This window comes from Enterobacter sp. PI-10, from assembly GCF_027947695.1.
Lineage (GTDB): Bacteria > Pseudomonadota > Gammaproteobacteria > Enterobacterales > Enterobacteriaceae > Enterobacter > Enterobacter vonholyi.
In genome coordinates this window covers 279,413-294,383 of the sequence record NZ_JAJNOG010000003.1, presented here as the reverse complement: position 1 = coordinate 294,383, position 14,971 = coordinate 279,413, and the positions used below count along the sequence as shown (strand labels likewise).

General features: G+C 57.5%; 14 protein-coding genes. 2 read left to right on the top strand and 12 right to left on the bottom strand.

What is annotated here, in order from left to right:
• Window positions 1-72: 72 nt before the first annotated feature.
• Window positions 73-378: a stress response protein ElaB gene (elaB, locus tag LRM19_RS09820; protein WP_008500219.1), complete on the bottom strand. Its 306-nt coding sequence runs from the start codon at window positions 376-378 to the stop codon at window positions 73-75.
• A 53-nt stretch (window positions 379-431) separates the two neighbouring features.
• On the bottom strand, window positions 432-893 hold the full coding sequence (locus LRM19_RS09815) for a GNAT family N-acetyltransferase (RefSeq protein ID WP_115875889.1): 462 nt from the start codon (window positions 891-893) through the stop codon (window positions 432-434).
• 71 nt (window positions 894-964) lie between these two features.
• Between LRM19_RS09815 and rbn the strand changes: the two genes are divergently transcribed.
• Both rbn and LRM19_RS09805 read left to right on the top strand, forming a co-directional pair.
• Entirely contained in the window at window positions 965-1,882 is a 918-nt protein-coding gene (gene rbn, locus LRM19_RS09810) for a ribonuclease BN (RefSeq protein WP_271368621.1), read from the top strand.
• A 64-nt stretch (window positions 1,883-1,946) separates the two neighbouring features.
• Window positions 1,947-2,951: a chemotaxis protein gene (locus tag LRM19_RS09805; RefSeq protein WP_032652809.1), complete on the top strand. Its 1,005-nt coding sequence runs from the start codon at window positions 1,947-1,949 to the stop codon at window positions 2,949-2,951.
• A gap of 104 nt (window positions 2,952-3,055) precedes the next feature.
• Here the strand turns inward: LRM19_RS09805 and nuoN are convergent, their stop codons facing one another.
• The 10 genes from nuoN to nuoE form a co-directional block, all read right to left on the bottom strand.
• Window positions 3,056-4,513 (bottom strand): NADH-quinone oxidoreductase subunit NuoN, encoded by a 1,458-nt coding sequence (gene nuoN, locus LRM19_RS09800; RefSeq protein ID WP_023312531.1) that lies wholly within the window; start codon window positions 4,511-4,513, stop codon window positions 3,056-3,058.
• A gap of 6 nt (window positions 4,514-4,519) precedes the next feature.
• Window positions 4,520-6,049, bottom strand: coding sequence for an NADH-quinone oxidoreductase subunit M (gene nuoM, locus LRM19_RS09795; protein ID WP_023312532.1), 1,530 nt, complete (start codon window positions 6,047-6,049; stop codon window positions 4,520-4,522).
• A 76-nt stretch (window positions 6,050-6,125) separates the two neighbouring features.
• Complete coding sequence (gene nuoL / locus LRM19_RS09790; protein ID WP_023325763.1) at window positions 6,126-7,967, bottom strand: NADH-quinone oxidoreductase subunit L; 1,842 nt, start codon at window positions 7,965-7,967, stop codon at window positions 6,126-6,128.
• A complete protein-coding gene (gene nuoK / locus LRM19_RS09785; RefSeq protein WP_003861496.1) occupies window positions 7,964-8,266 on the bottom strand; it encodes an NADH-quinone oxidoreductase subunit NuoK in 303 nt (100 codons plus the stop codon). Before nuoK ends, nuoL begins: the two co-directional genes overlap by 4 nt.
• On the bottom strand, window positions 8,263-8,817 hold the full coding sequence (gene nuoJ / locus LRM19_RS09780; protein ID WP_271368620.1) for an NADH-quinone oxidoreductase subunit J: 555 nt from the start codon (window positions 8,815-8,817) through the stop codon (window positions 8,263-8,265). Before nuoJ ends, nuoK begins: the two co-directional genes overlap by 4 nt.
• A 10-nt stretch (window positions 8,818-8,827) precedes the next feature.
• A complete protein-coding gene (nuoI, locus tag LRM19_RS09775; RefSeq protein WP_003861491.1) occupies window positions 8,828-9,370 on the bottom strand; it encodes an NADH-quinone oxidoreductase subunit NuoI in 543 nt (180 codons plus the stop codon).
• 13 nt (window positions 9,371-9,383) lie between these two features.
• The gene (nuoH, locus tag LRM19_RS09770; protein ID WP_008500211.1) at window positions 9,384-10,361 is read right to left on the bottom strand and encodes an NADH-quinone oxidoreductase subunit NuoH; all 978 of its coding nucleotides are present in this window, start codon (window positions 10,359-10,361) and stop codon (window positions 9,384-9,386) included.
• Window positions 10,358-13,081, bottom strand: coding sequence for an NADH-quinone oxidoreductase subunit NuoG (gene nuoG, locus LRM19_RS09765; protein ID WP_147301715.1), 2,724 nt, complete (start codon window positions 13,079-13,081; stop codon window positions 10,358-10,360). The genes nuoH and nuoG overlap by 4 nt, the downstream gene beginning before the upstream one ends.
• Before the next feature lie 55 nt (window positions 13,082-13,136).
• A complete protein-coding gene (gene nuoF, locus LRM19_RS09760; RefSeq protein WP_008500209.1) occupies window positions 13,137-14,474 on the bottom strand; it encodes an NADH-quinone oxidoreductase subunit NuoF in 1,338 nt (445 codons plus the stop codon).
• Entirely contained in the window at window positions 14,471-14,971 is a 501-nt protein-coding gene (gene nuoE, locus LRM19_RS09755; protein WP_006176513.1) for an NADH-quinone oxidoreductase subunit NuoE, read from the bottom strand. The genes nuoF and nuoE overlap by 4 nt, the downstream gene beginning before the upstream one ends.

The following is a 14,971-nucleotide window of genomic DNA, read 5'->3' as shown; positions in this document are numbered from 1 at the left end:
GTTAAAACCTCGTATTATACGGGGTACTGACGATAAATAGCAGTACCCACGTATAGGGAGTGGTTAAGCGGCTTAACGTCGGGCCAGCAGCAGCCCCAGTACCAGCCCTACGGCAGCCCCCACGCCAATACCCTGCCACGGTTTTTCATGCACGTAATCATCGGCACGATACACTGCTTTTTTGGCCCGGTAGTAGTAGGTATCAGACGCATGGCTGACGCGGTTTTTCACTTCATGCAGCGCCTGCTCGGCGCGGGCTTTTAGCTCAATATATTTCTGATCGGCAGGGTCGCCCGAGGAACGTAACACCTCTTCCAGCGTTTCGCTCAGTAAAGCCAGGTCGTCGTCGATACGGGTATCCCAGGATTGAAATGACATATTTTTCTCCATGTTAGTACACCAGTCCGCTAACTATAGCCAACGACTCGCTATTACGCCTGCTTCGCTTCTCGCGCCATGCCGACGTGGGGAATGCCATCTTCATCGTACACATCGGTGACCGGCACGAAACCAAAGTGGCCGTAGAAGGACTGCAGGTGTGCCTGCGCGCCCAGGTATAACGCCTTGTCAGGCCACTGTTTCCGGCACGCCTCCAGCGTTTTTTCCATCAGCTGATAGCCCAGCTTTTCGCCACGCGCCTTACCGCTGATGATGACCCGGCCAATGACGACAGGCTCAAAATCGTCTTCGCTTTTCAGAATCCTCGCATACGCCACCAGCTCGTTATTCCGCCAGCCGAGGATATGGCGGTTCTCGCCGACGAGATCGTCGCCGTCGATGTCCTGATACGGGCAGGTCTGTTCAACCACGAACACTTCGCAGCGCAGTTTCAGCACGGCGTAAAGTGAATGAACGGTGAGGTCACTATGGTGTAAATCTTGCCACTGGATCATGTCAGTCTCCTTCCTGGGGTTCATCACGTTATACTAAACCCCTCCCCGTTCGGCAAAGGGCTGATTGCGTTATGGAACTGATTTTTCTGGGTACGTCCGCGGGCGTGCCAACCCGCTCACGAAATGTGACGGCGATACTGCTGGATCTTAAACACCCCACCCGCGGCGGGCTGTGGCTGTTTGACTGTGGTGAAGGGACGCAGCATCAGCTGTTACACACCGCTTATCACCCCGGCAAGCTGGATAAAATTTTTATCACCCATCTGCATGGTGACCATCTGTTTGGCCTTCCCGGCCTGCTGTGCAGCCGCTCGATGGCCGGTAACGCCAACTCGCTGACGATTTACGGGCCTTCGGGTATTCGTGAATTTGTTGAAACCACGCTGCGCCTTAGCGGGTCATGGACGGATTATCCGCTGGAGGTCGTTGAAATTAGCGAAGCCCTGGTTTTCGATGACGGCGAATATAAGGTGAGCGCTCAGCCGCTCAATCACCCTGTCGAGTGCTATGGATACCGCATTGAAGCGCATGACAAACCCGGCGCGCTGGACGCCGCCGCGCTGATGGCCGATGGCGTCAAACCCGGACCGCTGTTCCAGCGCCTGAAGCACGGTGAGACCGTCACGCTGGAGGACGGACGCGTCATCAACGGCCAGGATTATCTTGCCGCACCGCAGCCCGGCAAAAAGCTGGCAATATTTGGCGACACGGCCCCGTGCCCGGCAGCGCTTCAGCTTGCCCAGGGCGTGGATGTGATGGTGCATGAAGCAACGCTTGAAACAGCGATGGAAGAAAAAGCCAACGGCCGGGGCCATAGCTCTACGCGTCAGGCGGCGCAGCTTGCCCGTGACGCGGGCGTCGGGAGGCTCATCGTCACCCACGTCAGCTCGCGCTACGACGCGCGGGGCTGTGAAAAGCTGCTGGCAGAGTGTCGCGCGCTGTTCCCGGAATGTGAGCTGGCCGAAGATTTCGCTCAGGTCAGCGTTTAGTCCTTCATTTTTCCCTCAGGATGCCGATAACGATTAAAAGGTCAGCATTTCTCTCGAGGGTAGAATGGATAATTTCCAGAAAGATATTGATGACAGGGCGAATCTGACCCTGTCGAACCGTTTTGAACTGTTGCTGTTCCGTCTTGGCACCTCTCTTAACGAAAATAAATCTGAGCTGTTTGGCATTAACGTCTTTAAGCTGCGTGAAATTGTGCCGATGCCGGAGTTCACGAAACCCGCCGGGATGAAATCACCGCTGATGGGAATGGTGAATATTCGCGATCAGGTGATCCCGGTGATCGACCTCGCCGCCGTGGCGGGCTGTAAGCCCACCACCGGGCTGAATATCCTGCTGATCACCGAATACGCGCGCAGCGTGCAGGCGTTTGCCGTGGAGTCGGTTGAGAACATCATGCGTCTGGACTGGAAGCAGGTGCACGCGGCGGAAACTGCCGTCAGCGGTCGCTACATCACCAGCATTGCGTGTCTTGACGAGAAGAGCGATACCAACGATCTGGCGATGGTGCTGGACGTTGAGCAGATCCTGTATGACATCACTCCGGCCAATCACGATCTGCACGCCACCAATCTGAAGACCACCAAATTCCATATTAAGCCTGGCGCAGTCGCCATCGTCGCAGAAGATTCGAAAGTCGCGCGCTCGATGCTGGAGAAAGGTCTGCAGGCGATGGAGATCCCGGCACAGCTGCATATCACCGGCAAAGAGGCGTGGGAGAAAATTGGGGTTCTGGCCGCACAGGCGCAGGCTGAGGGAGTTCCCATCACCGACAAGATCGCGCTTGTGCTGACCGATCTTGAAATGCCGGAGATGGACGGCTTTACGCTGACGCGCAAAATCAAAACCGACCCGGTATTAAAGGACATTCCGGTGGTGATCCACTCTTCCCTTTCCGGCAACGCCAACGAAGATCATATTCGTAAGGTGAAAGCGGACGGGTATGTGGCGAAGTTTGAGCTAAACGAGCTGTCGTCGGTGATTGAGGAAGTGCTGGACCGCTCGATGAAGAAGATTGACGGGCCGTTGATTAGCCGGAAGCAGCTGGCTTAGTCGGGTGGTGCTACGCTTACCCGACCTACAAAACCCGTAGGCCCTGCAAGCGTAGCGCCGCTGGGCAAACCATAAAAAAACCCGCCGAGGCGGGTTTTTTGTTTTTACATCAGCGGCATCGCTCGCTGCACGATATCAATCAGCGGCTGCGGATAGATACCGAAGATCAGCACCAGCAGCGCCGAGATAAGCACGACGATACCACCGGCGCTGTACTGCCAGTTGGTTGGGGCATCACGGTTGAGCTGCTGAGGCGCACTCAGGTACAGGCTCACGGCCACGCGCAGGTAGTAGTAGAGACCAATCGCGGAACCGATCACCACGCCCGCAGTCAGCCACCACAGGTGCGCCTGCACACCGACGGCCAGCACGTAGAATTTACCGATAAAGCCAAGCGTCATCGGGATACCTGCCAGAGAGAGCATCATCACGGTCATCACCGCAGACAGGATCGGACGGTGCCAGAACAGCCCACGGTAGGAGAACAGTGAATCGGCATCCGGACCACGGTACGGGCTGGACATCAGGCTCACCACGCCGAAGGCGCCGAGACTGCTGAACAGGTAACCGGCCAGATACACGCCCACGGTTTCCATCGACATCTCGCCGCTCTGCAGCGCAATCAGCGCCACCATCAGGTAGCCCAGATGAGAGATAGACGAGTAGCCCAGCAGACGCTTGATGTTGGTCTGGCTCAGCGCCATCAGGTTACCGAAGATGATGGAGACGAACGCGATAATGCCCAGCACCACGCGAACCGCTTCGCTGTCACCTACCGGCGCGTACAGGAACAGACGCATGACCACACCGAAGATAGCGATTTTGCTCGCCGTCGCCAGGAAGGTCGACACCGGAGCCGGAGCGCCCTGGTATACGTCTGGCGTCCACAGGTGGAACGGCACCAGAGAGAGTTTGAAGCCAAGGCCAACAATCATCATGCCCAGACCCGCCAGCAGCAGCGGCTCATGCAGCATGCCGTCGCCGAGGCTCTTGCCGAGCGCCATGAAGGAGAGATTACCGGACTGTGCGTACAGCAGCGCAATACCAAACAGCAGGAACGAGGATGCAGCAGCAGACAGAATAGTGTACTTGATGCTTGCTTCCAGGGAGCGCTTCTGACGGAAGGCGTAACCAATCAGGCCGAACAGCGGCAGAGATATCAGCTCAATGCCGAGGAACAGCGCGGCCAGGTGGTTCGCATTCGCCAGCAGAATGCCGCCCAGCGCGGCAATCAGAACCAGCAGGTAAAACTCTTCTTTATTGTCGTTGTAGCCTTCGAGCCACGGGTACGCAAAGGTACAGGTTGCCAGGCTTGCCAGCAGCACCAGTCCGGTATACAGCATGGCGTAACCGTCAACGCGCATCAGCGGGGTGACGTCCATCGCCCCACCCTGACCAACAAACCAGAGAGAGACTAACGCGGCGTTCAGGCCGATGACCGACAGCGTGGCATTCAGGAAGTGATTGCGTCGCCACGCAATGGAGAGCATCACAACCACCACCGTCAATCCGACGATCAGCAGCGGTAGCAGCGCGATCAGTTGTTGTGGAGTTATTGTCATGGCGAATTACGGCCTTGTAGTAGAAGCAGAATTAACAAACCACTGCTGGATGTTACCCATCGCGCTATGCGAGGTATCCAGAATCGGCTGCGGGAAGAAGCCCAGCAGCACCAGCAGTACGACCAGCAGCAGGATGATGAACAGCTCACGCAGCGACATCCCCGGCAGTTCTTGTGCAGCAATTTCGCTCTTCGCTTTACCGAAGTAAGCGCGGTGCAGCATCGCCAGCGAGTATACGGAAGCGAACACCAGACCAAACGTGGAGATCACGGTAATCACCGGTACCACTTTGAAGCTGCCGAACAGAATCATAAATTCGCCGACGAAGTTACCGGTACCCGGCATCCCCAGGGTAGCCACCGCGAAGAACATGGAAAGCGCTGGCAGCCACTTAATTTTGCTCCACAGACCGCCCATCATACGCATGTCGCGGGTATGCAGACGTTCGTACAGCTGACCGCACAGGATGAAGAGGCCGGCTGCAGACAGACCGTGCGCAATCATCTGGATCACCGCGCCCTGGTACGCCAGCTGGCTGCCGGTGTAGATAGCAATCAGCACGAAGCCCATGTGGGAAACGGAGGTGTAGGCAATCAGTCGCTTGATGTCGTACTGGGTGAAAGCCATCCAGGCACCGTAGAAGATACCGATCACACCAAGCCACATGGCAATCGGTGCGAACTCTGCGGAGGCGTTCGGGAACAGCGGCAGAGCGAAACGCAGCAGGCCGTAGGCCGCCGTTTTCAGCAAGATGCCCGCCAGGTCAACGGAACCCGCCGTTGGTGCCTGAGAGTGCGCGTCTGGCAGCCAGCCGTGCAGCGGAACGACCGGCATTTTCACCGCGAACGCGATGAAGAAGCCCAGCATCAGCAGATATTCCACGCCGTGCGACATTGGGGTCTTCAGCAGGTCTTCGTAGTTGAAGGTCCAGGTGCCGGTCGCATTGTGGTGAACAAACACCAGCGCCAGAATGGCAATCAACATCACCAGACCACTCGCCTGGGTATAGATGAAGAACTTGGTTGCCGCCGTGATACGCGTTTTACCGTCGGACGCCTTGTGGCCCCACAGCGCGATCAGGAAGTACATCGGCACCAGCATCATCTCCCAGAAGAAGAAGAACAGGAACATGTCGATGGCAAGGAACACGCCGATTACGCCGCCCAGGATCCACATCAGGTTCAGGTGGAAGAAGCCCTGGTATTTTTCGATTTCTCGCCAGGAGCAAAGTACCGCCAGAACGCCGAGCAGGCCGGTCAACACCACCATCAGGAGAGACAGACCGTCAATCGCCAGGTGGATCGTAATGCCGAAACGTGGGATCCACGGCAGGATGAACTCAGACTGCCACTGCGGAATGCCCGCAGACTGGGTCAGTGAGTAACCGCCCTGCAACCACAGTTGCAGGCCAAGCGCGAGCGTCAATCCCATGGTGATCAGCGCGATCCAGCGCGGCATCTTCACGCCAAAGCGTTCAGTCTGCCAGCACAGGAAGCCGCCGATGAAGGGAATTAATATTAGCCAGGGTAGTAACATGGCGATTTACATTCCTTTTTAAGGCCCCCAGCAGGGGCCTGATTTTCAACGAATTCGAATAAAATTCACTTAACGATCAACGCAACACCATCAGCAGCGCCAGCACGACAACCGCACCGATGCTCATGGACGCCACATACCAGCGCAGGTAACCGTTCTCGCTGTACAGCAGGCCTTTACCTGCAAAGCGGGAAAGGATCGCCGGGATGTTCATCAGGCTGTTCAGCGGGTCGCGCTTCAGCAGCCACGCGATGCCCAGGAACGGCTTAACGAAGATCATGTCGTACAGCCAGTCGAAGCCCCACGCGTTGTACCACCAGGTGCCCAGCAGGCGGCCCGGCGCACTGTTGGCCACGGCAGTGACCAGCGTACGTTTGCCCAGCCACAGCCATGCTGCGATCAGGATGCCCGCGATAGCGACCACACCGGAGGTGATTTCAAGCGTCAGAACGCGACCGTGCTCAAGCTCGGTGGTGTCCGGCAGTACGCCCTGCAGCGGTGGCACAATCATCGCGCCAACGAAGGTGGACAGTACCAGCAGCACAATCAGCGGCAGGTGATGGGTAATCCCCTTCCCTGCGTGAGCGTGAATTTGTTCTTTACCGTGGAATACGATGAAAATCATACGGAAGGTATACAGGGAGGTCATGAACGCGCCGACCAGACCCGCAACCATCAGATTGATATGACCATTCGCCATGGCACCCGCAAGGATTTCGTCCTTACTGAAGAAGCCCGCGGTGATCAGCGGCAGTGCCGCCAGCGCCGCGCCGCCCACCAGGAAGCAGACATAAACCAGCGGAATGGACTTACGCAGTCCGCCCATCTTGAAGATGTTCTGCTCGTGGTGGCAGGCCAGAATCACGGAACCGGATGAGAGGAACAGCAGCGCTTTAAAGAACGCGTGCGTCATCAGGTGGAAAATGGCCGCGTCCCACGCCTGAACGCCCAGCGCCAGGAACATGTAACCAATCTGGCTCATGGTGGAATACGCGAGAACGCGTTTGATGTCGGTCTGCACCAGCGCGGCAAAGCCTGCCAGCACCAGCGTGACCGCACCGACGATACCCACCAGATGCAGAATTTCCGGGGTCATCAGGAACAGGCCATGGGTACGCGCAATCAGGTAAACACCGGCGGTAACCATGGTCGCAGCGTGGATCAGCGCGGAGACAGGGGTTGGACCCGCCATCGCGTCGGCCAGCCACGTCTGCAACGGCAGCTGCGCGGATTTACCCACGGCACCACCCAGCAGCATCAGCGTTGCCCACCACAGCATGTTGTTGCCTGCCGCGAAGTGCGCCGGCGCTAGTTCCACCATTTCGCGGAAGTTCAGCGTGCCCAGTTCGTTGTAAAGAATGAACAGCGCGAAAGCGAGGAAGACGTCACCCACGCGGGTCACGACGAATGCTTTCATGGCCGCTGCGCCATTCTTCGGATCGGTATAGTAGAAACCGATCAGCAGGTAAGAACACAGACCTACGCCTTCCCAGCCCAGATACATCAGCAGCAGGTTATCGGCCAGCACCAGAACCACCATGCTGGCGATAAACAGGTTGGTGTAGGCGAAGAAGCGGGAGTACCCCTCTTCACCGCGCATATACCAGGAGGCGAACATGTGGATCAGGAAGCCGACGCCGGTGACCACGGAGAGCATGGTCAGCGAGAGGCCGTCCAGCACCAGGTTGAAGCCGATGTTGAAATCACCGACCGACATCCAGGTCCACAGCGGTACGCTGAAAGGCTGACGCCCGTTGTTAAAGAAGTCGATACCCGCATACGCTGTCACCAGCGCGGCCAGGCCAACAGAGCCCATGCCGACGGTCGCAGACAGATTCTCAGACCAGCGGCCGCGAGAAAACGCCAGCAGCACGAAGCCAATCAGCGGAAAAATAATGGTTAAGGCAAGCATGTTCATCCACGCAACTCACTTACTGAATCGATGTTCAGATTCTGGCGGCGACGATGGAGCTGCAGCAACAGCGCCAGGCCAATACTCGCTTCGGCAGCCGCGAGGCTGATGGCGAGAATGTACATCACCTGACCATCGGTCTGGCCCCAGTAGCTTCCGGCGACCACGAAGGCCAGCGCGGAGGCGTTAATCATGATTTCCAGCCCGATCAGCATAAACAGCAGATTGCGGCGGATAACCAGACCGGTCAGACCCAGAACGAATAAAATCGCAGCGAGGATCAGTCCATGTGTTAAGGGGATCATGCGCGCTCCTCCGTTTTTCTTTTCGCGCGGTCGTCAGTGCGGTTGCTCAGCACCTCGCCAGCACGCTCTTCGCGGCCAACGTGGAAAGCAACAACCAGACCTGCCAGCAGTAGCATTGAGGCCAGTTCAACCGCCAGAACGTATGGGCCAAAGAGCGTGATACCTACCTCTTTCGCGCCAATCGGCGTGCCGTCGATGCCCTGATCGTTAACACCCAGAATGGCGTACACAATCACCACCAGCATGATGGCCGACAAAAATGCCGGGCCGATCCACACCTGCGGCTTTAACCACTGACGTTCCTGCTCAATTTCAGAGCCGCCCAGGTTCAGCATCATCACGACGAACACGAAGAGCACCATGATGGCCCCGGCGTAGACGATGATTTCCAGCGCACCGGCGAAGTGCGCGCCCAGTGCGAAGAACACCCCGGAAATGGCCAGCAGCGAGATGATTAAGTACAGCAGCGCATGCACCGGGTTGGTGTGCGTGATCACTCGCAGCGTAGCCAGGATGGCGATAAGGCCACAGATATAAAAAGCGAATTCCATTGCCCTCTCCTTACGGTAACAGGCTCTTGACGTCGATAGGCTTAGCTTCGTTCTCTGCTTCACCCTTATCTTTGCCGTCGATTGCCATACCCGCCATCCGGTAGAAGTTATATTCCGGGTATTTGCCCGGACCGGAAATCAGCAGATCCTCTTTCTCGTACACCAGGTCCTGACGCTTGTACTCACCCAGCTCGAAGTCTGGAGTCAGCTGAATCGCCGTGGTTGGGCACGCTTCTTCACACAGACCGCAGAAAATGCAGCGTGAGAAGTTGATGCGGAAGAACTCAGGGTACCAGCGGCCGTCTACCGTCTCTGCTTTCTGCAGAGAGATACAGCCTACCGGACACGCTACCGCACACAGGTTACAGGCAACGCAGCGCTCGGAACCGTCCGGGTCGCGCGTCAGCACGATACGGCCACGGTAGCGCGGCGGCAGATATACCGGCTCTTCCGGGTACATCCGGGTTTCGCGTTTGGCAAACGCGTGCAGGCCGATCATCCAGATACTGCGTACCTGGGTACCAAAGCCTACCAGTAATTCTTTTAAGGTCATGGTCTATAGCCCCTTATGGCTGCTGCCAGAGAATGACAGCCGCCGTTACCAACAAGTTGACGAGCGTCAGCGGCAGGCACACTTTCCAGCCGAAGGACATTACCTGGTCATAACGCGGACGCGGTAACGCTGCGCGAATCAAAATGAACATCATCATGAAGAACGCGGTTTTCAGCGCGAACCAGATGAACGGCGGTAAGAACGGGCCATGCCAGCCACCGAAGAACAGCGTTACCATCAACGCGGAAATGGTGACGATACCGATGTACTCGCCCACGAAGAACAGACCGAATTTCATACCGGAATATTCGATGTGGTAACCGTCGGCCAGTTCCTGTTCGGCTTCTGGCTGGTCAAACGGGTGACGGTGACACACTGCCACGCCCGCGATGGCAAAGGTAATAAACCCAAAGAACTGCGGAATAACGTTCCAGATGTCGGCCTGGTTGTTGACGATGTCGGTCATGTTGAATGAACCGGCCTGCGCCACCACGCCCATCAGGGAAAGACCCAGGAACACTTCGTAGCTCAGGGTCTGCGCGGAAGCACGCATCGCACCCAGCAGCGAGTACTTGTTGTTACTGGACCAGCCTGCGAACAGGACCGCGTAAACCGCGAGGCCTGCCATCATCAGGAAGAACAGAATGCCGATGTTCAGGTCAGCGACCACCCAGGTCGGGCTAACCGGAACGATAGCAAACGCCAGCAGCAGCGAGGTGAAGGCGATCATCGGTGCCAGAGTAAAGATCACGCGATCCGAGAAGCGCGGGATCCAGTCCTCTTTAAAGAACATCTTGATCATATCCGCGACCAGCTGGAGTGAACCACCCCAGCCCACGCGGTTCGGTCCGTAACGGTTCTGGAACAGACCGAGCAGACGACGTTCACCAAAGCTCATGAACGCGCCGCAGGTGACCACCACCAGCAGGATTACAATCGCTTTCAGAATGCTCAGCAGGATGTCGATAAGATCCGGCGTTAACCAACTCATGCTTTTGCCTCCTGCAGATTATCAAGACGCGCACCCGCCAGAACCGGCGCGATGCCAGGCATACCCATCGGCAGACCCACCTGCCCTGCTGTCAGACTTTCAGAAATAATCAGCGGCAGGCTGATGGTCTGGCCGTCATAGCTAAAGGCGATGTTTGCACCCGCGTTAACGCCAAGCTTCGCGGCGTCAGCCGGGTTAAGCTTGATGTACGGCTGCGGCATACGGGTCTGGAAGACCGGTGAACGCTGGGACAGCTCGTCGCTACCGAACAGGTGGTAGTACGGGGCAATACGCCAGCTACCGTCCTGCGCCTGGAAACTCGCCGGTACGGTGGTGAAGAAGTCCAGACCGGTTTCGGAGGCTTCAATCAGACGCACGCCCGGATCGCCGTGGCGCAGGGAGCCGCCCACTTCAGCCTGGAACTTGTTCCATGCCTGCGGGGAGTTCCAGCCCGGTGCCCATGCGAACGGGATTTGCGAACGCGGCGCAGACGGCTGGTTGTTCCCTTCCATCGAGAAGGCGAACATGGTGTCTTTATCCTGCGGCTGGCGCGGTTCGTGCACGCTGATGTTGGCACGCATCGCAGTACGGCCACTGTAACGGTGCGGTTCACGCGCCAGTTTCTGGCCGCGAATGCGGAAGCTTGCTTCAGGCGCGGCATCTTTAATGCCTGCCAGCTGAGGCAGTTTTTCGACTACCGCGTCGATAACGTGGTCGAGCTGCGTCCAGTCCACTTCACGGCTCTGCACGGTGCTGTGCAGGGAGTGCAGCCAGCGCCAGCTTTCCAGCATCACGGTGTTGCTGTCGTAGTACGCCGGGTCGTAAACCTGGAAGAAACGCTGCGCGCGGCCTTCGTTGTTGATAACGGTACCGTCGCTTTCTGCGAAGCTTGCCGCAGAGAGCACCAGGTGCGCTTTGTCCATAATCGCGGTGCGCTGATGGTCAATGACCATCACCAGCGGGGCTTTGGAGAGCGCGGCGTCTACGCGAGCGGCAGAAGCATGACGATGCAGGTCGTTTTCCAGCACCACCACGGCGTCAGCGGCACCGGATTCCAGTTCGCTTAACGCTTCTTCCAGCGAGCCGCCGCCAATCATGCCCAGTCCAATGCTGTTCACCGCACGGGCAATCATGGTCACACCGACGTCAGCACCGCGGCCTTTCAGAGCTTTGGCCACGTTGGCTGCTGCCTGAATGATCTCTGCGCTACCGGCGTTGGTACCGGAAATAATCAGCGGCTTCTTCGCACCTGCCAGGGCCTGAACAATCACGTCGACCTTGTTTTGCAGGTCCCGATCCAGCTCAACGGCCGGTGAGCTGTTGTCCAGCGCGTGGGCAATCGCAAAGCCGAGGCGCGCCTGATCTTCAACCGGTGCGCAGTAGGTCCACGCCGCGATATCGTCCAGACGGGTATTGTCGACGTTGGTCACAAACAGAGGATGCTTCGCGCGCTGGCCGATGTTCAGGATCGCCGCAATCTGCCAGTCAGCCACTTTCTGCGCCGCTGCCATTTCACGTGCTTTACCCTTCACCGCCTGGCGAACCGCCAGAGCCGCGCGTGCGCCGGTCTGCGTCAGGTCTTCACCCAGCACCAGGACCGCATCATAGGATTCGATTTCGCGCAGCGCCGGGGTATGGATACCGCCTTCACGCAGCACTTTCAGTACCAGCTGCAGACGTTCCTGCTCGCCCTGGGCGATACCGGTATAGAAGTTTTCCGCCCCGACCAGCTCGCGCAGCGCGAAGTTGCTTTCGATGCTGGCACGCGGGGAGCCAATACCAATCACTTTCTTCGACTGGCGCAGAATGTCTGCCGCACCCTGCATCGCCTGTTCAGCGTTTAGGGTAATGAAGTCGTCGCCACGGCGCTGAACCGGCTGACGCGGACGGTCCTTCAGATTCACATAGCCATAGCCGAAACGACCGCGGTCGCACAGGAAGTAGTGGTTAACGGTACCGTTGTAACGGTTTTCGATACGACGCAGTTCGCCGTAGCGCTCACCCGGGCTGGTGTTACAGCCGAGAGAACACTGCTGGCAGATGCTTGGCGCAAACTGCATGTCCCATTTACGGTTGTAACGCTCGGAGTGGGTTTTATCCGTGAAGACGCCGGTCGGGCAGATTTCTACCAGGTTACCGGAGAATTCGCTTTCCAGTACGCCGTCTTCCGGACGACCGAAGTAGACGTTGTCATGTGCGCCATACACGCCCAGATCCTGACCGTCTGCATAGTCTTTGTAGTAACGCACGCAGCGGTAGCAGGCAATGCAGCGGTTCATTTCGTGAGAGATGAACGGCCCCAGATCCTGATTACGGTGGGTACGCTTGGTAAAGCGATAGCGACGGAAGCTGTGACCGGTCATCACGGTCATATCCTGAAGGTGGCAGTTACCGCCCTCTTCACAGACCGGACAGTCGTGCGGGTGGTTGGTCATCAACCATTCCACAACGCTTTCACGGAACTGTTTCGCTTCTTCGTCATCAATCGAAATAAAGGTGCCTTCGGTGGCTGGCGTCATACAGGACATCACCAGGCGACCACGCGTGTCTTCCGCGTTTTGATATTGCTTCACCGCACACTGGCGGCAAGCACCGACGCTGCCCAGCGCCGGATGCCAGCAAAAGTACGGAATATCGAGGCCAAGAGACAGACAAGCTTCCAGCAGGTTGTCCGCCCCGTTGACTTCGTATTCTTTGCCGTCTACATGAATCGTAGCCATTAGCATGCTTCCAGTTGGCTCGGTCGAAACCGAGCGTTAATCAAAATTCTTGTCGTTACCAGCGCGCTTTAAGCAGGTTCGGCTGAATCCCATTGATGGCATGGGTATTGCTGAACGGCTGCTTGATGCCTGCTTCGAACTCGTCGCGGAAATATTTGATCGCGCTCTGCAGAGGTTCGACGGCACCCGGTGCGTGGGCACAGAAGGTTTTACCCGGGCCCAAGAATCGACACAGTTGCTCAAGCGTTTCGATATCGCCAGGCTGGCCTTCGCCACGTTCGATTGCACGCAGGATCTTCACGCTCCACGGCAGACCATCACGGCACGGTGTACACCAGCCGCAGGACTCACGGGCGAAGAACTCTTCCAGGTTACGGACCAGCGAGACCATGCCGATCTCGTGGTCGACGGCCATCGCCAGCGCCGTACCCAGACGGCTGCCTGCTTTACCAATGCTTTCGAACTCCATCGGCAGGTCAAGGTGGGCTTCGGTCAGGAAGTCTGTCCCTGCCCCACCCGGCTGCCAGGCTTTGAATTTCAGGCCATCACGCATGCCGCCAGCGTAGTCTTCAAGAATTTCACGTGCGGTGGTACCGAACGGCAGCTCCCATACGCCAGGGTTTTTAACGCGACCGGAGAAGCCCATCAGCTTGGTACCGGCATCTTTGCTTGAGGAGATGCCCTGATACCACTCCACGCCGTTGGCGAGGATAGCCGGAACGTTACACAGGGTTTCGACGTTGTTTACGCAGGTCGGTTTACCCCACACGCCGGAGCTTGCCGGGAACGGTGGCTTAGAACGCGGGTTCGCGCGGCGGCCTTCCAGGGAGTTAATCAGCGCAGTTTCTTCACCGCAGATGTAACGCCCGGCGCCGGTGTGCACGAACAGTTCGAAGTCAAACCCGGTGCCCAGGATGTTTTTACCCAACAGGCCCGCTTCGGTGGCTTCTGCAATCGCGCGACGCAGGTTTTCCGCCGCTTCGATGTACTCACCGCGCAGGAAGATGTAGCCACGGTACGCTTTCAACGCGAACGCGGAAATCAGCATGCCTTCCACCAGCAGGTGCGGCAGCTGCTCCATCAGCAGACGGTCTTTATAGGTACCCGGCTCCATTTCATCGGCGTTACACAGCAGGTAACGGATGTTCATGGATTCGTCTTTTGGCATCAGGCTCCACTTCAGACCGGTGGAGAAGCCCGCGCCGCCGCGGCCTTTCAGGCCAGACTCTTTTACCGCGTTAACGATGTCGTCCGGCGCCATGCCGCCAAGGGCTTTACGCGCACCGGCATAGCCGTTTTTGCTCTGATATTCGTCGAGCCATACCGGCTGTTTGTCATCACGCAGACGCCAGGTCAGCGGATGCGTCTCAGCAGTACGAATTACAGTTTTCATTTGTACTGCTCCAGCAGGTCAGGAATCGCTTCCGGCGTCAGATGGCTGTGAGTGTCCTCATCAATCATCATGGTCGGCCCCTTGTCGCAGTTACCCAGGCAGCAGGTTGGCAGCAGAGTAAAGCGTCCATCGAACGTGGTCTGGCCCGGCTTGATATTGAGCTTCTTCTCAATCGCAGCCTGGATGCCCTGATAACCGGTGATATGGCAGACAACGCTGTCACAGTAGCGGATCACATGGCGGCCAACCGGCTGACGGAAGATCTGGCTGTAGAACGTGGCTACGCCTTCTACGTCGCTTGCCGGAATACCCAGCACTTTCGCGATCTCATAGATCGCCCCATCCGGCACCCAACCACGCTGTTTCTGTACGATTTTCAGCGCTTCAATGGACGCCGCACGCGGGTCTTCGTAGTGGTGCATCTCGTGCTCAATGGCGGCACGTTCTGCTTCACTCAGCTCAAAAGCCTCGGTTTGTGGTTGTTGATTCTCGTGCAT